The 19621-nt window shown below is 61.1% G+C and carries 20 protein-coding genes; 16 read left to right on the forward strand and 4 right to left on the reverse strand.

Translation table 11 applies throughout. The features are described 5' to 3' along the window. Position 1: 1 nt before the first annotated feature. Entirely contained in the window at positions 2-946 is a 945-nt protein-coding gene (locus RAE21_RS02540; RefSeq protein WP_313880000.1) for a phosphoglycerate mutase, read from the reverse strand. 60 nt (positions 947-1006) lie between these two features. On the opposite strand from RAE21_RS02540, the gene RAE21_RS02545 reads away from it, so the two are divergent. The 11 genes from RAE21_RS02545 to ahpF all read left to right on the forward strand — a co-directional run bounded on the left by RAE21_RS02545 (position 1007) and on the right by ahpF (position 12986). Further along, a complete protein-coding gene (locus RAE21_RS02545; protein ID WP_313880001.1) occupies positions 1007-2263 on the forward strand; it encodes a lipoprotein-releasing ABC transporter permease subunit in 1257 nt (418 codons plus the stop codon). A gap of 73 nt (positions 2264-2336) precedes the next feature. Next, a complete protein-coding gene (gene lolD / locus RAE21_RS02550) occupies positions 2337-3029 on the forward strand; it encodes a lipoprotein-releasing ABC transporter ATP-binding protein LolD (protein ID WP_313882638.1) in 693 nt (230 codons plus the stop codon). A 118-nt stretch (positions 3030-3147) separates the two neighbouring features. Beyond that, positions 3148-4356 carry an ABC transporter substrate-binding protein gene (locus tag RAE21_RS02555; protein WP_313880002.1) on the forward strand — a complete coding sequence of 403 codons (1209 nt, stop codon included), beginning with the start codon at positions 3148-3150 and terminating at the stop codon, positions 4354-4356. A 16-nt stretch (positions 4357-4372) separates the two neighbouring features. Further along, positions 4373-5218: a TatD family hydrolase gene (locus RAE21_RS02560; RefSeq protein ID WP_313882639.1), complete on the forward strand. Its 846-nt coding sequence runs from the start codon at positions 4373-4375 to the stop codon at positions 5216-5218. A gap of 6 nt (positions 5219-5224) precedes the next feature. Then, complete coding sequence (locus tag RAE21_RS02565; protein WP_313880003.1) at positions 5225-5983, forward strand: class I SAM-dependent methyltransferase; 759 nt, start codon at positions 5225-5227, stop codon at positions 5981-5983. After that, positions 5980-7770: a type IV pilus assembly ATPase TfpB gene (tfpB, locus tag RAE21_RS02570; RefSeq protein ID WP_313880004.1), complete on the forward strand. Its 1791-nt coding sequence runs from the start codon at positions 5980-5982 to the stop codon at positions 7768-7770. The genes RAE21_RS02565 and tfpB overlap by 4 nt, the downstream gene beginning before the upstream one ends. 52 nt (positions 7771-7822) lie before the next feature. Next, positions 7823-8311, forward strand: coding sequence for a tripartite tricarboxylate transporter TctB family protein (locus RAE21_RS02575; RefSeq protein WP_313880005.1), 489 nt, complete (start codon positions 7823-7825; stop codon positions 8309-8311). 34 nt (positions 8312-8345) lie between these two features. Continuing rightward, on the forward strand, positions 8346-9857 hold the full coding sequence (locus RAE21_RS02580) for a tripartite tricarboxylate transporter permease (protein ID WP_313880006.1): 1512 nt from the start codon (positions 8346-8348) through the stop codon (positions 9855-9857). A gap of 198 nt (positions 9858-10055) precedes the next feature. Further along, the gene (locus RAE21_RS02585; protein ID WP_313880007.1) at positions 10056-10508 is read left to right on the forward strand and encodes a DUF4864 domain-containing protein; all 453 of its coding nucleotides are present in this window, start codon (positions 10056-10058) and stop codon (positions 10506-10508) included. A 192-nt stretch (positions 10509-10700) separates the two neighbouring features. Further along, entirely contained in the window at positions 10701-11264 is a 564-nt protein-coding gene (gene ahpC, locus RAE21_RS02590; RefSeq protein WP_313880009.1) for an alkyl hydroperoxide reductase subunit C, read from the forward strand. A 165-nt stretch (positions 11265-11429) separates the two neighbouring features. Then, positions 11430-12986, forward strand: coding sequence for an alkyl hydroperoxide reductase subunit F (gene ahpF / locus RAE21_RS02595; protein ID WP_313880010.1), 1557 nt, complete (start codon positions 11430-11432; stop codon positions 12984-12986). An 86-nt stretch (positions 12987-13072) separates the two neighbouring features. Here ahpF and RAE21_RS02600 read toward each other — a convergent pair whose 3' ends face one another. After that, on the reverse strand, positions 13073-13321 hold the full coding sequence (locus tag RAE21_RS02600) for a phage integrase N-terminal SAM-like domain-containing protein (protein WP_428983958.1): 249 nt from the start codon (positions 13319-13321) through the stop codon (positions 13073-13075). Positions 13322-13536: 215 nt separating this feature from the next. On the opposite strand from RAE21_RS02600, the gene RAE21_RS02605 reads away from it, so the two are divergent. The 4 genes from RAE21_RS02605 (at position 13537) to RAE21_RS02620 (ending at position 16351) form a co-directional block, all read left to right on the forward strand. Further along, positions 13537-14259 carry an AbiU2 domain-containing protein gene (locus tag RAE21_RS02605; protein ID WP_313880011.1) on the forward strand — a complete coding sequence of 241 codons (723 nt, stop codon included), beginning with the start codon at positions 13537-13539 and terminating at the stop codon, positions 14257-14259. Positions 14260-14319: 60 nt separating this feature from the next. Next, positions 14320-14808, forward strand: coding sequence for a hypothetical protein (locus RAE21_RS02610; protein WP_313880012.1), 489 nt, complete (start codon positions 14320-14322; stop codon positions 14806-14808). A 104-nt stretch (positions 14809-14912) separates the two neighbouring features. After that, positions 14913-15866, forward strand: a complete 954-nt coding sequence (locus RAE21_RS02615) for a tRNA dihydrouridine synthase (RefSeq protein WP_313882640.1) — start codon at positions 14913-14915, stop codon at positions 15864-15866. Continuing rightward, complete coding sequence (locus RAE21_RS02620; RefSeq protein WP_313880013.1) at positions 15863-16351, forward strand: GNAT family N-acetyltransferase; 489 nt, start codon at positions 15863-15865, stop codon at positions 16349-16351. Before RAE21_RS02615 ends, RAE21_RS02620 begins: the two co-directional genes overlap by 4 nt. A 54-nt stretch (positions 16352-16405) precedes the next feature. On the opposite strand, the gene RAE21_RS02625 is transcribed toward RAE21_RS02620, so the two are convergent. Next, a complete protein-coding gene (locus RAE21_RS02625; RefSeq protein WP_313880014.1) occupies positions 16406-17260 on the reverse strand; it encodes an NUDIX hydrolase in 855 nt (284 codons plus the stop codon). A gap of 119 nt (positions 17261-17379) precedes the next feature. Here RAE21_RS02625 and RAE21_RS02630 point away from each other — a divergent pair, with 119 nt between their 5' ends. Continuing rightward, positions 17380-18291: an SDR family oxidoreductase gene (locus RAE21_RS02630; protein ID WP_313880015.1), complete on the forward strand. Its 912-nt coding sequence runs from the start codon at positions 17380-17382 to the stop codon at positions 18289-18291. Positions 18292-18312: 21 nt separating this feature from the next. On the opposite strand, the gene RAE21_RS02635 is transcribed toward RAE21_RS02630, so the two are convergent. Beyond that, positions 18313-19560: a diguanylate cyclase domain-containing protein gene (locus RAE21_RS02635; RefSeq protein ID WP_313880016.1), complete on the reverse strand. Its 1248-nt coding sequence runs from the start codon at positions 19558-19560 to the stop codon at positions 18313-18315. Positions 19561-19621 lie beyond the last annotated feature (61 nt).

Raw genomic sequence — 19621 nt, forward strand, 5'->3', positions numbered from 1 at the left:
CTTACAGGGTCCGCAGCAATTCAGCAGGTGAAGGGGTGGTGAAGCGGCGTTGGATGCGGTTCCACCAGGCAGTATTTTGCAACTCAAAGCCTGCTGCCATGCGCTCGCCGCACAGCGTCAGTTCCAGGGGCTGGCCCGCTTTGGCTTGGCGCAGCAGCAGGGCGATCAGGCTGCTGTCGAGCTGTTGCCACGCCTGCACCCAGGCGTGGGCGTCGTCGCGCAGCGCGGCCGCCTCCAGGCTGTGTTGCACCGACATAGTGTCTGATTTGTCGACCGCGCCCGAGGGCAGGGTTCCGGTCCCGCTGATCCAGAAGGAGTTGACGGTGAGCCGGCGCTGCGCGGCCCGTGCGTCGTTCACCGGGTGGCGGTACAGCAGCATCTGCATCTCGTTTTGGAGGCGGCGCAGGCTGCGGGCCTGGGCCACGCGGGGCATCCAGCGGTCTACTTTGGCGCCACAAGCCCGCGCCAGCGAGGCGGTGGGCAGGTCGCACAAGATTTCGCCATGGGCCAGCCAGGTGCTGTGGTTCAGCGAGTGCAGGGTGATGCCGTCTTCGGCAAAGTAGGGCTGCATGGCTTCACGCAGCGCATCGATTTCGTGGGCATCCAGGGCCAGCGTATCGGGGTGGTCCATGGCCACATGGTCCGCGTTGATTTGCCAGTGGCACGGGGTGATCCAGGCCCAGCCGGTGTCGCCATGGTTGCGGGTCAGGCCGAGTTGGCGGGCATCCAGCGCAGCCCACGGCAGCAAGCCGTCTACCCCCGGCAAATTCAGGCTTTTGGCGTGCACCCGTTCATGCAGTGGCGACAGCGAGTCGTCGTTGCCCAGCACCGGGGGCGTGGGGGTCAACAGCCCCAACAGTTCTGCCAGATAGGGAAGTTCGAGCCGGGGCATTGCGTCTTGGCATTGGGGTCCTGCCGGTGCTGCAAAAGGGATAAGGGTGTGCATGGGCAGGATTGTCCCGCATGGATGCCACAATCCGCCGGTTGAAGCACTTTGTAACCTTCCATGCAACTCCCCTTTGAGCTGACGATCGGCTGGCGCTATACCCGTGCCGGTCGCGCCACCCGGCGCAACGGCTTTATCTCCTTTATCTCGGGCGTGTCCATGCTGGGCATTGCGCTGGGCGTGGCCGCGCTCATCATCGTGCTGAGCGTGATGAACGGCTTTCAGAAAGAAGTGCGCGACCGCATGCTCGGTGTGGTGTCCCACATCGAGGTGTATGCCGCGGACGGCCAGGCTTTGCCCAATGTGGCGACCACCCTGGCCCAGGCCAAAGAGAACCCGCAGGTTATTGGCGCCGCCCCCTTCATTGCGGCGCAGGCCCTGATTGCGCGGGGTGAAGACATGAAGGGCGCCATCGTGCGCGGGATCGACCCCGCCCTGGAGCCCGAGGTGAGCGACTTTGCCGCTGGCGCGCAGCAGCAGGCCTTAAACCAGCTGGTGCCGGGCGAATTCGGCGTGGTGTTGGGCGGCGAGTTGGCCCGCAGCTTGGGTGTGCGGGTAGGCGACAAGGTCACGCTGGTTGCGCCTAGCGGCCAGGTGACCCCGGCCGGCGTAGTGCCGCGCCTCAAGCAAATGAACGTGGTGGGCACCTTTGATTCCGGCCACTATGAATACGACTCCGCACTGGTGTTGGTGCATTGGGAAGACGCGGCCCGCATCTTCCGTCTTGAAGGCCCGAGCGGTGTGCGCCTCAAACTCAAAGACTTGCACCAGGCGCGCGAGGTGGCTGACCAGCTCGCCCGCAGCCTGAGCGGCGACCTGGTGCTGCGCGACTGGACCCGCCAGAACCGCAGCTGGTTTGCGGCGGTACAAGTCGAGAAGCGGATGATGTTCATCATCCTGACCCTCATCGTGGCGGTGGCGGCTTTCAATCTGGTGTCCACCCTGGTGATGACGGTGACCGACAAGCGCGCTGACATTGCCATCTTGCGCACCTTGGGCGCCAGCCCGGGCAGCATCATGGGCATTTTTGTGGTGCAGGGCGCGATGGTGGGGGTTATAGGCACCCTGGCTGGCTTGCTGCTGGGGCTGGGCGTGGCGTTCAATATTGATGTGATCGTTCCCGCGCTGGAGCAGGCGCTGGGAGCCAGCTTTTTGCCCAAAGATATTTACCTGATCAGCCGCATGCCGAGCGAGCCGCAGCAGAGCGACATTCTGCCGATTACGGTCATCTCGCTCCTGATGGCGTTTGTGGCCACCCTCTATCCGAGCTGGCGCGCCAGCCGGGTGAACCCTGCGGAGGCCTTGCGCTATGAGTAACCCGATGTCATCCGTAGAACAGGCGCTCGCCGCCGCGCAATACCAGCAGGTGGCCGACTTGGCAGGCTCGCCTATGCCAGCCGCTCCATTGGGCGAGCTGGTGCTGCAAGCACGCGGCCTGACCAAGCGGTTTCAGGAAGGCCGGCTGGATGTCACCGTGTTGCACGGGGTTGACCTGCAGGTGCACCGGGGCGAGACGCTGGCGATTGTGGGGGCCTCCGGCTCCGGCAAGAGCACCTTGCTGCACCTCATGGGCGGGCTCGATGCGCCCACCAGTGGCAGCGTCCATTTGCTGGGGCAAAGCCTGGCCGAGCTCACTGCGGCCGCGCAGGGCCGCTTGCGCAATCGGCACCTCGGGTTTGTGTACCAGTTTCACCACCTCTTGCCCGAATTCAGCGCGCTGGATAACGTGGCTATGCCTTTAACAATTCGGCGTGTAGCGCCCGCAGAAGCTGCGCAAGCCGCTACCAAAATGCTAGCGCTTGTGGGTTTGGAGCACCGCTTGAGTCACCGGCCTGCCGAGCTCTCGGGCGGCGAGCGGCAGCGGGTGGCGATTGCGCGTGCCCTGGTCACCCGGCCCGATTGCGTGCTGGCCGACGAGCCCACCGGCAACCTCGACCGCAGCACCGCTGACGGCGTGTTTGAGCTGATGCTCCAGCTCGCGCGGGAGCAAGGTACCGCCTTTGTGCTGGTCACCCACGACGCTACGCTGGCCGCGCGCTGCAGCCGCCAGTTGCGTTTGGTATCGGGCCGCTTGGTCGACTGACCCCCACACTTGCAGTTTCCTGACGGATGGGGCGCTGTGTGGCGGTGCCAAGGGTAGACGCCGATTGGCGTTTGCCGGCCCGCCCCCTAAGCTGCCGCCACCTTAGTCGGGGAACACTATGAAACAACGTTGGAAACTGCAGGCACTGATCTGCCTTGGCGTGATCGCGCTTGCCTGCTTGCCTGGCGCCCACGCGCAAACGCCCAAGCCTTTGCGCATCGGCTTGATTGGCCCCTTCAGCGGGCCGTCCTCAGATTTTGGAAACCCGATGCTCAACGGGGCCAAGCTGGCGCTGGATGAAATCAATGCCGCCGGTGGCTACCTCGGGCGACCGATTGAGTTTGTGATCAAAGACGACACCGCCAACCCCGATGTGGGCTTGCAGCACTCGCAGGAGCTGGTGCAAGACGGTGTGGTCGGCACCATCGGCTTTTGCAATACCGGTGTGGCCATGAAGTCGCTGGACGTGTTTCAACAAGCCCGCTCCCCGCTGATCGTGCCCTGTGCGACAGGCACCCCGATTACGGCCAAGTACCCCGCAGCGGAGAGCTACATCTTCCGCACCTCCGCGCGGGATGCCATCCAGGCCCCGTTTGTGGTGAACGACATCGTGGCGCGGGGCTGGACCAAGGTGGCCATCTTGGCAGACAAAACCGCTTACGGCGAGGGCGGTCTCGCAGACGTCACCAAGGCGCTTGCCGCCAAACAACTGCAGCCGGTGTATGTGGGGCGCTTTGACACCGGTGTGAAAGACCTGCAACCCGAGCTCAAGGCCGCCCAGGCCGCCGGTGCCAATGTGGTGTTTAGCTACACGGTCGGCCCCGAAAACGCAGTCATCGCCAAAGGCCGCCAGGCTCTCAAGTGGAATGTGCCGCAGGTGGGTGCATGGCCGTTGTCTTTCCCGTTCTTTTTGGACGGCGCAAAAGACGCTGCCGAAGGCGCACTCATGGCCCAGACCTTTATTGCCGAGCCCAGCAACGAGCGTCGCATCTCTTTTTTGACCGCCTACAACCGCAAATACGGCACCCGCAAGATCGCCGTGCCTATGGCCGCGGCGCAGGCCTATGACACGGTGTATTTGCTGACCTACGCCATCCTCTCGATCCGCAATGGTGATCTGTCGGGCCCCTCGGTGAAAAACGCGCTGGAAAATCTGCCCCGGGTCTACTACGGGGTGACAGCGACCCACGAGCGCCCCTTCAGCAAAGACGACAAAGACGCCATCACCAGCAATATGCTGGTCATGGGGCTGGTCAAAAATGGGGCGGTCACTTTCGCTTACCCTGAAGACCGCACCCGCAACCTTTTTGTACAACGCAAGCAATGAGCCGTTCGACACCACCATGCGCTGGGTAGACACCCATGTCCACCTCGATGCGCCCGAGTTCGATGCGGACCGCAGCGCCGTTCGCGAGAGTGCCCGCCAAGCGGGTGTCGCGCATTGTGTGATTCCGGCGGTAGAACGCAGCAACTTTGACACGGTGCGCCTGCTGGCGCACAACGGTGGCGATAGCTATTGTTTGGGTATCCACCCCTTGTATGTCGCGGGCGCTAGCGATACCGATCTGGTAGCCCTGGACGAAGCGCTCAGCGCCAACGCTGCCGACCCGCGACTGGTAGCTGTTGGTGAAATCGGGCTCGACTATTTTGTCCCCGCCCTGTGCAAAAGCCCTTTGCGCGAGCGGCAAGAGGTGGCCTACCGCCAGCAGCTCAAGCTGGCCCGCAAACACGGTTTGCCGGTGGTGCTGCATGTGCGCAAGTCCTCGGACCGGTTACTCAAGCATTTGCGCGAGGCGGCCGGCCCGCAAGGGCGGTGGCAGGGCATTGCCCATGCGTTCAATGGCAGCGAGGTGCAGGCGGCGGAGTTCATCAAGTTGGGTTTCAAGCTCGGGTTTGGGGGCGCGGTCACCTATGAGCGGGCTTTGCAGCTACGCCACCTGGCTCGCACCTTACCCCTGGATGCGCTGGTGCTCGAGACCGATGCCCCCGACATCCAGCCGCACTGGCTCTACACCACCGCCGATCAGCGCGCAGCCGGCGTGCCGCAGGGGCGCAATGCTCCCGCCGAGTTGCCGCGCATTGCGCAGTGCATTGCCGAGCTGCGTGGCATTCCCCTTGAAACACTGGCGCAGGCCGCGTTAAGTAACAGTCTGATGGCCCTGCCGAAGCTGGGGGCGCTGCTGGTATAAATCCCCATGGCACGAAAAGCACCGATCACATTCCCCGAAGTTAATTTCTCCGAAGAAGGCCCCATCCGCCACCTGCACCTGGGCAGCGAATGGATACAAGGCTCCATGCTGGTAGACGCACCCACCGTATTGGTGCACGAGTACATCCAGCGCATGATGGCGTGGCTGCTCTTTGTGGACCCCCAGACCGTTAAAAAGCGCCAGGCACTGCAGCTGGGACTGGGTGCCGGCTCGCTCACCAAGTTCTGCCATAAAGAACTCAAGATGAAGACCACCGCCATTGAGCTCAATCCGCAGGTGCTGCACGCCTGCCGTGGCTGGTTCAAGCTGCCCGCAGACAACAGCCGCATGCAAGTCGTGCTGGCTGACGCCGCCGAAGAAATCAAACAAGAAAAATGGCTGGGCGCGGTCGATGCGCTGCAGGTCGATTTGTATGACGAGGAGGCAGCCGCCCCGGTGCTCGACAGCGCCGCGTTTTATGCCGACTGCCGCGCCACGCTCACCGAAGAGGGTTGCATGACGGTCAACCTGTTCGGCCGCTCATCGAGCTTTGACAACAGCGTCGACAAAATTGCGGAGGCCTTTGGCGAAGACGCCATCTGGGCCTTCAAGTCCACCCGCGAGGGCAACACCGTGGTGATGGCCCAGCGCACCCCCAGCCGCCCCAAGCGCGCCCTGATGCAAGAGCGCGCTGAGTTCATCCAAAGCGAGTGGGGCCTGCCTGCTGACAAGTGGGTCCGCGTGTTCAAGCCGGTGAAGACATGAGCCCTAGCCCCAAAAAAGCCAGTTCCTCCGCGGTTTCTTACAACGGCCCCTTGGACTGGCGCTTGCTGGTGGAGTGGCTCAAGCAAGACAAAGTGATCGCAGAAGAAGAGGCCGTGCGCACCATTGCCCGCTGCTCGCAGGCCGAGAGTTCGCAGCATCCGCTGGTCCGGCTCGCTGCCGTATCGATGCGCCGGGCGGCAGACCAAAAGCCGCTCGACATTGAGATGCTCACCCAATGGTTGTCACTGCGCGCGGCACTGGATTACCTGCGCATTGACCCGCTCAAGGTCGATGTGGGCAAGGTGGCCGATGCCATGGGTGCCGCCTATGCCGAGCGACACAAAATTTTGCCTGTTGTGGTCACCCCCAGCGAGATCACGGTGGCCACGTCGGAGCCATTCATTACCGATTGGGTGGCTGAAGTGGAGCGCCAGAGCCGCCGCAGCGTCAAGCGCGTGGTGGCCAGCCCACAGGAAATTACCCGCTACACCGCCGAGTTTTATGCATTGGCCAAAAGTGTGCGGGCGGCGAACAAAACCGGCTCCAACAACGGCGCCAGTTTCGAGCAGCTGGTGGAGCTGGGCAAGAGCAACAAGCAACTCGACGCCAACGACCAGGGCGTGGTGCAGGTGGTCGATTGGCTGTGGCAATACGCCTTCGACCAGCGCGCCAGCGACATCCACCTCGAGCCACGGCGCGAGCAGGGCGTGATCCGCTTTCGCATCGATGGCGTGTTGCACCCGGTCTACCAGATGCCCATGGGCGTGCTTAACGCCATGACTGCCCGCATCAAGCTGCTGGGCCGCATGGACGTGATTGAAAAGCGCCGCCCGCAAGATGGCCGCATCAAAACCCGCAACCCGCGCGGTGATGAAATTGAAATGCGTATCTCCACCTTGCCCACCGCGTTTGGCGAGAAGATGGTGATGCGGATTTTTGACCCCGATAACGCGGTCAAAGACCTCGATGCCTTGGGTTTCAGCAGCCACGACGCCACGCGCTGGGAGCAGTTGGTCAAGCGCCCGCACGGCATCATTCTGGTGACCGGCCCTACGGGTTCAGGCAAAACCACCACGCTGTACTCCACCCTCAAGCGGGTGGCGACTGAAGAGGTAAATGTGAGCACGGTGGAAGACCCGATCGAAATGATCGAGCCGTCTTTCAACCAAACCCAGGTGCAGCCACAGCTGGACTTCGGCTTTCCGCAGGGCCTGCGCGCCCTGATGCGGCAGGACCCGGACATCATCATGGTGGGCGAAATCCGCGACTTGGAGACCGCCGAAATGGCGGTGCAAGCAGCACTCACCGGCCACTTGGTGTTTTCCACCCTGCACACCAACGATGCGCCCTCCGCGGTCACGCGGCTGATGGAGCTGGGCATACCGGCCTACCTGATCAACGCCACTTTGCTCGGAGTTTTGGCCCAGCGCCTGGTTCGCATTTTGTGCAAGCAATGCAAGGTGCGTGATGAAGAAGCCACGCGCGAAGCCTTGGGCGAAATGGTCAAGCCGTGGCAAATCAACGGGGGCTACAAGCCTTATAAAGCCGTGGGCTGTGTGGACTGCCGGATGACGGGCTACATGGGACGCATGGGTTTGTACGAATTGCTTGTGGTCACAGAAGGGTTCAAATCGCGGGTCAGCGGCGAACCGGGCATTGATGCTCTGCGCCGACAAGCCATTGTGGATGGCATGCGGCCACTGCGTTTGGCAGGGGCTCTGCGTGTGTCGGAGGGCGTCACCGTCATGGAGGAGGTGATGTCTGCCACCCCACCGCTCACCGGCTAATCTTGCCGATTTTGATGCAAAATAGTTACAACTTATAACTAGGAGAGAGACAGTGAATATCAAAAGTCAAAAAGACTTTTTCTCAGGACTTATGTTCATCGTGGTGGGCGCGGCGTTTGCCTTAGGCGCCAGCACCTATAGCATTGGTACCGGCGCCCGCATGGGTCCCGGCTACTTCCCCCTCGTGCTCGGAGTGCTCCTTGCCATCATTGGCATCGCAGTCACCTTCACCTCGCTGGTAGTAGAAACCGAAGACGGCGACAAGGTCGGCAAATTCGCCTGGAAGCCGCTGTTCTTCATCATCAGCGCCAACCTCGTGTTTGGAGCCTGCATCGGCGGACTGCCAGTCATTGGCTTGAAACCTCTGGGCCTGATCGTGGGCATCTACCTACTCACCTACATCGCCAGCCACGCCGGTGATGAACACAAGTTCAAGGAAGTCGCTGTGTTGGCCACCATCCTGGCGCTCCTGAGCTACGTCGCCTTCATCGTTCTCCTCAAACTGCAGTTCCCGGTCTGGCCTGCTTACTTCACCGCCTAAGCCACGACTGAACCATCGACAGGAACTGCACACCATGGAACTCTTTGACAACCTCGCCCTCGGCTTTGGCGTGGCCTTCACCGGCCAAAACCTGATTTATGCCTTCATCGGCTGTTTGCTTGGTACTTTGATCGGCGTTTTGCCCGGCATCGGACCCTTGGCGACTATCGCCATGCTTTTGCCAGCTACCTATGCGCTCCCGCCGGTAGCTGCCTTGATCATGCTGGCCGGTATTTACTACGGCGCCCAGTACGGTGGCTCAACGACAGCCATCTTGGTGAACCTGCCCGGCGAGTCTTCGTCGGTGGTGACCGTGATTGACGGTTACCAGATGGCTCGTAATGGACGCGCAGGCCCTGCACTCGCTGCAGCGGGTCTGGGTTCTTTCTTTGCCGGTTGTGTGGGCACTTTGATTCTTGCGGCCTTTGCAGGCCCCTTGACCGAGCTGGCCTTCAAGTTCGGCCCTGCCGAATACTTCAGCCTGATGATTCTGGGCTTGATTGGTGCGGTGGTGCTGGCCTCGGGCTCTTTGCTCAAGGCGATTGCCATGATTCTCTTGGGTCTCTTGCTGGGGATGGTAGGCACCGATGTGAACTCCGGTGTGGCCCGTTACAGCTTTGATATCCCTGAGCTGACTGACGGTATCGGCTTCATCGTGATCGCCATGGGCGTCTTCGGCTACGGCGAGATCATCAGCAACCTGTCCAAGAGTGCGGGTGAGCGGGAGATCTTTACCGCTTCTGTCTCCGGCCTCTTGCCGACCAAACAAGACTTCCAGCGCATGGTGCCTGCTGTTCTGCGTGGTACTGCCTTGGGCTCACTGTTGGGTATCTTGCCCGGTGGTGGTGCAGTGATGGCAGCCTTTGCGGCTTACACGATTGAGAAGAAGACCAAGCTCCAGCCCGGTGAAGTACCTTTCGGCAAGGGCAACATCCGTGGTGTAGCAGCTCCTGAAGCGGCGAACAACGCTGGCAGCCAAACCTCTTTCATTCCTCTGCTGACGCTGGGTATCCCACCCAATGCGGTGATGGCGTTGATGGTGGGTGCGATGACGATCCACAACATCCAGCCCGGACCGCAGGTGATGACAGCCAATCCGGAACTCTTCTGGGGTCTGATTGCTTCGATGTGGATCGGTAACCTGATGCTGGTGATCCTGAACCTGCCTTTGATCGGTATCTGGATCAAGCTCTTGTCCGTGCCTTACCGCTGGTTGTTCCCTTCTATCGTGCTGTTCTGTGCGATCGGTGTGTATTCGACCAACAACAACACCTTCGATATCTGGATGGTGGCGATCTTCGGGATCATTGGTTATTTGTTCATCAAGCTGGGTACTGAGCCTGCACCGCTGCTCTTGGGATTTATTCTGGGGCCGATGATGGAGGAGTATTTGCGCCGGGCACTCTTGCTCTCCCGTGGCGACTGGAGTGTGTTTGTGACACGGCCTCTGTCTGCATCCCTGCTGCTGGCGGCTTTGGCTTTGCTTGTCGTGGTGATGCTGCCTTCCATCAAGGCTAAGCGGGAAGAGGCGTTTGTGGACGATTGATTTCCTGCTGCAGCCCTATCCAGCAAAAGGCACCTCCGGGTGCCTTTTTTCATGGGGGTGATTCGGTGTGGCCGTGTTTGGCACGGCGAGATCCTTAACGTTTCACTGGGGTAAGCGGTTGGGGTAGCCGCATGGCTACCGGGCGTTGTCATAGACTGGTTGCACCGGCTTCCGGCTTCCTTACTGTCAGGGGGTTCTATGGTCTCCAGCGCTACCCGGTTCTTTCAGTCTGTGTTTCGCGTTGCGGCCCTGATGGGGTTTTTTGCCGCGTACGCTGCCGGCCCGGCTCAGGCGCAGAGCGCCAAAAGTGAAGCTGCTGTAATTGCCGTGATCCAAAAGCAATTCGATGCTTTCGCAGCTGACGACGCTGAGCAGGCTTTTCGACTCGCCTCCCCAGGCATCAAAGCGATGTCGGGCAATGCGCAGAACTTCATGGTGCTGGTCAAGGTGCAATACGGGGTGGTCTACCGCCATGCCAGTGCTGCGTTCCTGAAGCCCACCATCATCGGCAAAGAAGCGCTGGTGAAAGTGCGCCTGACCGACGAAAACGGCGTGAGCTGGATGGTGGCCTACACCCTGGAGCTCCAGAAAAACAAAGAGTGGCTGATCAGCGGTTGCCACATACAGGGCGAGCAGGGCACCTTCGTGTAAAGCCCCGGCCAGCTTGGCCGCTGGCCATTCACATCAGCGTCATGTCTTTTGGCGATAACGGGTGGGGCTTGAATGCCCCGTTATAGGTTTTGCCAATCTGCTTGATTGGATCAATCAACCCTAAACATCGCAAACAGGCCCTAAGATTCAACCCGTTCACTTATCGAACAACCAATTCAAGAGGAAATCACCATGTCTTTGATTAACACCACCATCGCTCCCTTCAAGAACGAAGCGTTCCACAACGGCAAGTTCGTGACCGTGTCCAACGAGTCCATCAAGGGCAAGTGGAATGTGTTCATTTTCATGCCCGCAGCATTCACCTTCAACTGCCCCACCGAAGTGGAAGACGCAGCTGACAACTACGCTGAATTCCAGAAGGCCGGCGCTGAAGTGTTCATCGTGACCACCGACACCCACTTCGCACACAAGGTGTGGCACGAGACTTCCCCCGCAGTGGGCAAGGCCAAGTTCCCCCTGATCGGCGACCCTACACACGCCCTGACACGCGCTTTTGACGTGCATATTGACGAAGAAGGCCTGGCACTGCGCGGCACCTTCATCATCAACCCCGAAGGCGTCATCAAGACTGCTGAAGTGCACTCCAACGAAATCGCTCGCGACGTCAAGGAAACCGTGCGCAAGTTGAAGGCTGCCCAGTACACCGCCGCCAACCCAGGCCAAGTGTGCCCAGCCAAGTGGAACGAAGGCTCCAAGACCATCGCTCCTTCCATCGACCTGGTCGGCAAGATCTAAATCACCGGCACCCGTCGGTAGAGCGGCGCAAGCCGCTCACCAGCCGGACAGCGTCCTGCGGCATGTGCAGCAGGCCGTCCGGCTTTTTTTTACCCGAAATATGGCTGTAGCCCACACACAATGTGCGCTGATAGCTACTAAATAGATAGCAAACAAGGAATCACCATGTTAGACGACACCCTCAAATCCCAACTCGGCGCTTACCTAGAGCGCGTCACGCTGCCGATCGAGATGGTGGCGTCCCTGGGTGATGACGACAACTCCGCGCAAATGCGCGACCTGCTGCAAACCATCCAGAGTTTGCGCAGCGACAAGATCACTGTGGCATTCGATGGCACCGATGCCCGCAAGCCATCTTTCAGCCTCAAGCGCGCTGGCACTGACACCAGCCTGCGCTTTGCCGGCTTGCCCTTGGGCCACGAATTCACCTCGCTGGTGCTGGCCCTGCTGTGGACCGGCGGCCACCCACCCAAGGTCGAGCAAGACGTGATCGACCAGATCAAAGGCCTGGACGGCGACTTCAACTTCGAGGTCTACATGAGCCTCACCTGCCACAACTGCCCGGACGTGGTGCAGGCTCTGAGCCTCATGGCCATCTTGAACCCCAAGGTCAAAACCACCGTGATCGAAGGCGGCGCGTTCCAAGACGAAATCAATGCCCGCGAAATCATGGCGGTGCCCAGCGTCTACCTGAACGGCGCGCTGTTTGGCAACGGCCGCATGCTGGTCGAAGAAATTGTGGCCAAGCTCGACACCGGCGCGGCCGACAAAGACGCTGCCAAGTTGAGTGCTAAAGAAGCGTTTGACGTGCTCATCGTTGGCGGTGGCCCCGCAGGTGCTGCAGCTGCGGTGTACGCCGCCCGCAAAGGCATCCGTGTGGGTGTGGCGGCCGAGCGCTTTGGCGGCCAGACCAACGACACCATGGCCATTGAGAACTACCCCTCGGTGCAAGAAACCGATGGCCCCAAGTTCGCCGCCGCCCTGGAAGCGCAGACCCGCTCGTACGGCGTGGACATCATGAACCTGCAGCGCGCCGACAAAATCGTGCCCGCCGCAGAAGCCGGTGGCTTGACCGAAGTGGTGCTGGCCAATGGCGGCTCGCTCAAGGCCAAAACCGTGATCTTGTCCACCGGCGCCCGCTGGCGCAATGTGAACGTACCCGGCGAGGCCGAGTACAAAAACAAAGGCGTGGCCTACTGCCCGCATTGCGACGGCCCCTTGTTCAAAGGCAAAGACGTGGCGGTGATCGGCGGCGGCAACTCCGGCATCGAAGCCGCTATCGACCTGGCTGGCGTGGTGAAGTATGTGACCGTGATTGAGTTTGCCGACCAACTGAAGGCCGACGCCGTGCTGGTTAAAAAGCTGCACAGCCTGCCCAACGTGACCGTGCACACCAACGCCCAAACCACCGAGATCACGGGTGCTGACGGCAAGGTCAACGGCCTGAAATACAAAGACCGCGCCACCGGCGTGGAGCACCACGTGGCGCTGGAAGGCGTGTTCGTGCAAATTGGCCTGGTGCCCAACACCGAGTTCCTGAAGGGCGTGGTCGACCTGAGCAAGTTCGGCGAAATCGTGGTGGACGCCAAAGGCCACACCAACGTGCCCGGCGTGTTTGCCGCAGGCGACTGCACCACCGTGCCCTACAAGCAAATCGTGATTGCAGCCAGCGAAGGCTCCAAGGCCGCGCTGAGTGCGTTTGACCACTTGATCCGGCACTGAGCCTTGTGCGCTGCGGTTTACAAGAAAAAGAGGGCTGCGGCCCTCTTTTTTGTTGCGCGAGCAGCTATAAATTTGATAGTACTTGGCTAGTCCTCGAGCCCCTGTAGCCCAAGTTGTTTTTTGTACAAATAGAGCAATGCGCCAAGTGCCTGCCGACGGGTAGATGCAGCAACCTTGCGCTCCGTTGCCAACATGGTCAGAAACGCCTCAACTTCTGGGCGCTCCATGTCTTTGGGATGGCGAAGACCGCTGTAGCGGATAAACCAGCGTATCCAGTAGACATAGGTTTGCTCGGTGCGCAGGCCGTAGTGCATGTACCGCAACCGCTCACGCACTTGGTCAAGCAGGCGGTTAGCGCGCAGGGGCTGATGATGTGGCGGTGAAGCCTTTGCCGAATTTGTTGGCGTATTCGAAGGAGGGCATTCGCCGCAGACTTCTCAAGGTCAGTTATAAATCAAACACTTAAACAAGATGCTGGGAGGCGGTCATGGTAAGTTGCAAAGTTGTACATAAGACTCGTTTGATGTCCATAACACTTTAGGCAACCGAAATGCCTTCCCAGTTCGAGAAGCTCGAAGCGCATGCCAGTCACTTGCTCGACGGCTTCCTGCGCCTTAGAGAGCGGTACGCATTTCTTGATCCCATGCTCTTCAGCGAAGAGGTCGCAAATCGCAGGGGATCCGGCCGTCAAGCGAGAGGATTCATCACCCTTCGGCATTCGCTCTTCCTCTCTTGCGCACAGGACATCGCCAAGCTTGCGCTGGACAAAGATCCTCGAACACCGAGCATCCGCAACTTAATAGAAAGCGTCCAAGTTCAGTCGACAGCGGATGAACTGAGGGACAGATTCGCAGTCTGGGTCTTGCCTTCGATTGAGGTCGAAACCGATCCAGAAATCATTGCGGCGCTGGAACGAATAGAACTAGGCGAGCAGAAGGCCCGGAGACTGCAGTTCGACAATATTCTTACGGGCGCTGTCCGTAGATGGAATGAGCTCACCACTGCTCCCTACATCAATGGCTTTCTCACCATACGCGACAAAGTCACAGCGCATACGGAAGTTCGACATGTCGCTGACAAGTATCAGCCTATCGACATAAAAGACCTCGGTCTGAAGTGGTCGGATGTCAAGCGAGCCATCGATGAAATGCAGGAGCTGGTTGAAGCCCTCGGCATGCTGATTCGGAATGCGGGGTTTGCTTGGGACATGTTGGATGAGCAGCTCAACAGTGCTAGTAAAGAGTTTTGGCTGCCAAGTGATGCGGCCGCCTAACCCCTCCATCTAGATGACTCGCCCCGGCAAGCCGGGTCGAGCCTCTCACTTCCAATGTTCATGACTCGACTTTTTGGCAGTGCATTGCTCATGCTGTTGCCGGTCCTCAGCATCGCAGCACCGACCCACTGCACACCCGCCGAAGAGGTGGTGTTCAGCTGCCCGCTGCAGCGCACGGCCAAGGTGGTGTCGGTGTGTGCGTCGCCGCGGTTGCTGGCCAGCCCAAGCACGGGCTATCTGGTCTACCGCTTTGGCAAACCCGGGGCCGTGGAGCTGGAATTTCCCAAAGACAAGGCGGGCTCGCCCGCCAAGTTTGTGCACTCGCATTACTCTCGCGCCCAGACGGACCGCACGCAACTGCGGTTCACCTCGGGCGATTTCACCTATGAGCTGTTTGACGAATACGAGCAGGGTGCCAAGCCCCCCAGCGCGGTGGGCGTTCGTGTCATTCAAGAGCGCACGGGGCAGGTCACCCAACTGGCCTGCGGCAAGGGCGTGACCGCGCACTGGAACCTGATTGACGGCGCTGTACCCGTGAATGGCGACTAACGCCACGCGCAGGCCCGAAATTGGAATGCGGTGACAATGCGCCCCTGATTCCCCCAGAGCCGCATCTCCCCATTCCTGTGCCCGTACGTATCTACCTCGCCCCGATGGAGGGGCTTCTCGACTTTGTGTTGCGCGACATCCTGACCCGTGTGGGCGGGGTGGAGAAGTGCGTGTCGGAGTTCATCCGCATCACGCACTCGCTGATGTCCGAGAAGGCGCTCCTTCGCACCGTGCCCGAGCTGGAGTTCGGCGCGCGCACCTATGCGGGTGTGCCGGTGTGGCCGCAGCTGCTGGGCTCAGACCCAACCTGCATGGCCGAGAACGCAGCACGCCTGGCCGAGATGGGCTCGCCCGGTATTGACCTGAACTTCGGTTGCCCGGCCAAGGTGGTGAACCGCCATGGCGGTGGTGCCACGCTGCTGCAAGACCCCGAGATTCTTCACACCATCGTGGCCGCCGTGCGCGCGGCGGTACCGGCCCACATTCCCGTGACCGCCAAGATGCGGCTGGGCTACAACGACGATAGCCTGGCCCTCGATTGCGCCCGTGCGCTGGAGGCTGGCGGTGCTGCCGAGATCGTGGTGCACGCCCGCACCAAAGCCCAGGGCTACCGCCCGCCCGCCTACTGGGACCGCGTGGCCGATGTGCGGGGTGCGGTGCAGGTACCGGTGGTGGTGAATGGCGAAATCTGGAACGTGCAAGATGCCCAAGCTGCGGTGGCGCAAAGCGGCTGCCAAACGCTGATGCTGGGTCGCGGCATTGTGGCCCGCCCGGCGCTGGCCCGCAGTATTTTGGCGGCCATGGGCACCGCGCCTGACAGCATTGCCCAGCCGGGCGATGACTGGACGTGGCAAGACCTGGGCCCGCTGATGCACGCTTTCTGGCAAGTGGCCAGCACTCGCCTGGAGCAAAAACAGCAGGCTGGCCGCGTGAAGCAGTGGCTCAACCTGCTGCGCCGCCACTACCCTGAAGCGCAGCTCGCGTTTGATGAAATGCGCACCCTGGTCAAACCCAGCGATGTGGATGCCTGGATACGCAGTAGAGTCCCGCAGACATGAATATTCATCTCGGTTACCGCCCCGGTTGTATCGGCCGCATCGTTGAATTGCACGCCAGTTACTACGCCCGCACCGCAGGCTTTGGTGTTTCCTTTGAAGCCAAGGTGGCCTCTGGCTTGGCGGGGTTTTGCGTGGACTATCAAGAGGGCCGCGACGGCCTCTGGCTGGCCGAGCAAGACGGGGTGATTCACGGCTCCATCGCCATAGATGGGTCGCACCACGAGACAGCGGGTGCGCATCTGCGCTGGTTCATTAACTCAGACGCGTCACGCGGCCAGGGCATAGGCACGCAATTGCTCACGGCGGCGCTGGAGTTCTGCGCGGCACGGGGCTACCGGCAGGTGCACCTATGGACGTTTGAAGGACTGCTGGCCGCGCGGCATTTGTATGAGAAACATGGCTTTGAACTAGTCCAAAGCCAGCCGGGGTCACAGTGGGGCAAAGAAGTGACCGAGCAGCTTTTTATAAAGGAAATAGGCCTCTAGCGCTCGTGGAATATGCGCAAGCAGCTACTGATTTTGTAGCGCTCTGCGCGGTACTCAACTCCACAAACTCTCCAGCGGGCCTTCCGGTACAAAGCGCTTGTTGCGCACCAACATACGGGTAGGGCCGGGCAGGGCGCGCGCGGGCACCGAGTGGCGTGGGTCGCCGGGGTAGCTCAGCACGGTGGTGCCGTTTTCTTCAAAATTCTCGGGGAGCACGCAGGGCGGTAGTTGGGCCTGCGCCGCCCGGATGGCGTCGGCCGCAGTGGCGTAGCGGGCCAGGTGCCCCAGGCTCATGATCTGGGGCGGAGCCATTTCAATCTCCTGGCGGTAGTAGCGTTGCAGTGCTTCTACTGGCTTCAGCCAAATGCTGGCGGTGGTTTCGTGGTTGTCATGGCTGGCGATCTGGTCGCTGGGTGCCATGGCCAAAAAGAAGCGGGTGTCGAAGCGCTTTTTGCTCAGTGCGGCCATGCGGGGGGTGATCCAGCGGCTCCAGGGCACCAGGGCGGTGGCATCCAGGCTGGCTGCGGGGGCGGCCAGCCATGCCTGCCAATCGGCGGGCGACACGCCGGCTGGCCGGTGGGCGGCTGCGCTCAAGAGCACGCCGGCTTCTTCAAACAACTCGCGCAGGGCGGCCACATACAAGGCGGCGGCAGTGTCGTGGTGCAACTCGGGTTCGCCCAAGCGGTGGGCAAGTGCGGTGGCGGGTTCATTCAGGGCGGCAAGGGCGGCGGGGCTGCTGTCGTGCGCGTCCAGCTTGCCGCCGGGAAACACATAGGCCTCGCCAAAGGTGTCCGAGAGGCCGCTGCGCTTCATCAAAAAAACCTCAAGGCCTTCAGGCGTGTCGCGCAGCAGCACCACGGTGGATGCGTCGCGCGCAGCGCCGGAGGTGGGTTCGAGCATGTCTTGCATGGGACTGTCTTTTCTCTTTTGTTTTTTAGTGAGCAACTGCTTGAATTAAAGTACCAGCAGCTGACTACGGGCCTACGGACTTGCCCTTAGCCTGATCCAACCATTTGAGGAGACACAGCATGGCATTAGATTTCACAGGCCGCGTGGCCATCGTAACGGGCGCAGGCGGCGGCTTAGGTCGCCAACATGCGCTGGCCCTGGCCGCACGCGGCGCCAAAGTGGTGGTGAACGACCTGGGCGGCGCGCGCGACGGCTCCGGTGGCTCGCTCTCTGCGGCTGAGTCGGTCGTGGCTGAGATCCGCGCGGCGGGTGGCGAGGCTATCGCCAACGGCGCATCGGTCACAGACTTTGAGGCCGTGCAGGCCATGGTGCAGCAGGCCATTGATGCCTGGGGCCGCGTAGACATTTTGGTCAACAACGCTGGCATCCTGCGCGACAAGAGTTTTGCCAAGATGGATATTGCCGACTTCCGCACCGTGGTGGATGTGCACTTGATGGGCGCGGTGCACTGCTGCAAGGCCGTGTGGCCGCACATGAACGAGCAGAAATACGGCCGCATTCTCATGACGACGTCCAGCTCCGGGCTGTATGGCAACTTCGGCCAGAGCAACTATGGCGCTGCCAAGCTGGCGCTGGTGGGCTTGATGCAAACGCTGGCCTTGGAAGGCGCCAAAAACAACATCCACGTCAACAGCCTGGCGCCCACGGCCGCCACCCGTATGACCGAAGGCCTGATGCCGCCCCAAGTGCTGGCCGCCCTCAAGCCCGAAGCCGTGGTGCCCGCCATGCTGGTGCTGGTGTCTGAAGACGCGCCCACCCGCACCACGCTGTGCGCCGGTGCTGGTAGTGTGGAAGCAGCGCACATCACCCTCACACAAGGCGCGTGGATCGGGCTGGATGCGCAAGCGACTGAAACCCTAGCCGCGAACCTGCGGCAGGTGCTGGCCCGCGCGGGCGACATGGTGCCGGAGAGTGGCGCTGCGCAGGGCAGCCAAGAGGTGACCCGCGCCTTGTCTCACCTGGCCGGTTAACAGCAGGCCGGTCCGCTGGCCTTAGCTGAGCGGGCTAGCGGCGGTCAAGGTTGCAGAGCCGGTGGATGCTGCCTCGCGCGGCGACTCTGCTTGCACCTGGGCCAAGGCGCGCTGCTCAGTGTCGTCGAGCACTTGCTGTGCGGACGAGCTGCCGGGCATCCAATGCGATACACCCAAGCCAAACACCGGCTGAAAGTGGTGCCCGCCCGCTTGCGGATCGCTCAGGAGCAGGCGGCTTGAAACCAGTGCCTTCAGCCTGAACATCATGCGGTCTACCTCTTGGGGCCGATTTGCATGGGTAATCACCATCACAAAGCAGCGCGGGTGGTACAGGCCGACCACATAACGGAAGCCCACCGCCCTGCGCACGCGGGCTGCCACAGCGGTCAGTATTTGTTGGTCAATGGCGTGCCCGGCCGACTCGCTCATGGAATACAAATTCCGCAAATGAAGCGCCACCACCGCACAGCCCACTCCCGCGCGCTCAGCCCGCCATAGGGCATCGTCCACCTTGGTGAGCAACACCGAGCCGGTGGGCAGGCCTGTGGCCCGGTCAAAACCCACGGTGTCGCTGGCACGCCGCTTGAGCCGGCTGTTGGCCTGGTTGCGCCGCATGGACAAGCGGATGCCCATCAAAAAGTGCACCAGCGCGCACAGTGCAATCACGGCTTTGCCACCGACCGGGATGGCCGTAGGCCACAGCGCGCAGGTGTAGAGCCCGACCACCATCACCGCCAGAAAGCCGCACGCCACCGCCATCCAGCGGGCCAAGTCGTCGCCCAGCCGGTAGGCCCGCACACTGGCATGCAGTGCAAACAAGACACCGGTGGTGCACACCACCGCAGAAATCCACAAGGGGTTGAGGCTGCCGGTGCTGATAAGCCCCAGGCCAATGAGCGCCTGCAGGGCGGCCACGCTCACCATGGCTGCAGCGCCCCAATTGATAGTGACGTAGAGCATCCGGTCGACCAGCGCCACGCCCAGCCAGACACCCAAGTACCACAGCACCAGCGCACCACTGAGGGGGCTGATGATGCTCTGCACTGTTTGCAGTGTCTGGGGGGAGAGGTCGGGAAACAAGGCCAAAGGCAGCCCGCTGCCGACCACGCCGGAGCCGCCGAGAACGAGCACATAAGACAAGGCGCGCCAGGCGCCCGGGTTGTTGTCGCTCAAAATTTCACCCACGGCCCCGCAGCTCAGGGTCAGCAGGCCCCCGAGCAAGCATGACCAGATGATGATTTCGGTGACACCCATGGCGCCATTATTCATGTTTGCGCCAAAGCGCAAAGCCTTGAAATAGCGGGAAACAACGCTATCTAGGCCCTCATGC

Origin of the sequence: Rhodoferax potami, assembly GCF_032193765.1 — a bacterium.
GTDB classification, from domain to species: domain Bacteria; phylum Pseudomonadota; class Gammaproteobacteria; order Burkholderiales; family Burkholderiaceae_C; genus Allorhodoferax; species Allorhodoferax potami.

What these genes read in the sequence shown, in the direction of transcription:
- RAE21_RS02555 (WP_313880002.1), top strand. Translation starts at nt 3,148, where the DNA reads ATGAAACAACGTTGGAAACTGCAGGCACTGATCTGCCTTGGCGTGATC.
- RAE21_RS02610 (WP_313880012.1), top strand. Translation starts at nt 14,320, where the DNA reads ATGACTCGACTTTTTGGCAGTGCATTGCTCATGCTGTTGCCGGTCCTC.
- RAE21_RS02545 (WP_313880001.1), top strand. Translation starts at nt 1,007, where the DNA reads ATGCAACTCCCCTTTGAGCTGACGATCGGCTGGCGCTATACCCGTGCC.
- RAE21_RS02605 (WP_313880011.1), top strand. Translation starts at nt 13,537, where the DNA reads ATGCCTTCCCAGTTCGAGAAGCTCGAAGCGCATGCCAGTCACTTGCTC.
- RAE21_RS02585 (WP_313880007.1), top strand. Translation starts at nt 10,056, where the DNA reads ATGGTCTCCAGCGCTACCCGGTTCTTTCAGTCTGTGTTTCGCGTTGCG.
- tfpB (WP_313880004.1), top strand. Translation starts at nt 5,980, where the DNA reads ATGAGCCCTAGCCCCAAAAAAGCCAGTTCCTCCGCGGTTTCTTACAAC.
- RAE21_RS02635 (WP_313880016.1), bottom strand. Translation starts at nt 19,560, where the DNA reads ATGAATAATGGCGCCATGGGTGTCACCGAAATCATCATCTGGTCATGC.
- RAE21_RS02615 (WP_313882640.1), top strand. Translation starts at nt 14,913, where the DNA reads ATGGAGGGGCTTCTCGACTTTGTGTTGCGCGACATCCTGACCCGTGTG.
- ahpF (WP_313880010.1), top strand. Translation starts at nt 11,430, where the DNA reads ATGTTAGACGACACCCTCAAATCCCAACTCGGCGCTTACCTAGAGCGC.
- RAE21_RS02580 (WP_313880006.1), top strand. Translation starts at nt 8,346, where the DNA reads ATGGAACTCTTTGACAACCTCGCCCTCGGCTTTGGCGTGGCCTTCACC.
- ahpC (WP_313880009.1), top strand. Translation starts at nt 10,701, where the DNA reads ATGTCTTTGATTAACACCACCATCGCTCCCTTCAAGAACGAAGCGTTC.
- RAE21_RS02625 (WP_313880014.1), bottom strand. Translation starts at nt 17,260, where the DNA reads ATGCAAGACATGCTCGAACCCACCTCCGGCGCTGCGCGCGACGCATCC.
- RAE21_RS02540 (WP_313880000.1), bottom strand. Translation starts at nt 946, where the DNA reads ATGCACACCCTTATCCCTTTTGCAGCACCGGCAGGACCCCAATGCCAA.
- RAE21_RS02560 (WP_313882639.1), top strand. Translation starts at nt 4,373, where the DNA reads ATGCGCTGGGTAGACACCCATGTCCACCTCGATGCGCCCGAGTTCGAT.
- RAE21_RS02630 (WP_313880015.1), top strand. Translation starts at nt 17,380, where the DNA reads ATGGCATTAGATTTCACAGGCCGCGTGGCCATCGTAACGGGCGCAGGC.
- RAE21_RS02620 (WP_313880013.1), top strand. Translation starts at nt 15,863, where the DNA reads ATGAATATTCATCTCGGTTACCGCCCCGGTTGTATCGGCCGCATCGTT.
- lolD (WP_313882638.1), top strand. Translation starts at nt 2,337, where the DNA reads ATGCCAGCCGCTCCATTGGGCGAGCTGGTGCTGCAAGCACGCGGCCTG.
- RAE21_RS02565 (WP_313880003.1), top strand. Translation starts at nt 5,225, where the DNA reads ATGGCACGAAAAGCACCGATCACATTCCCCGAAGTTAATTTCTCCGAA.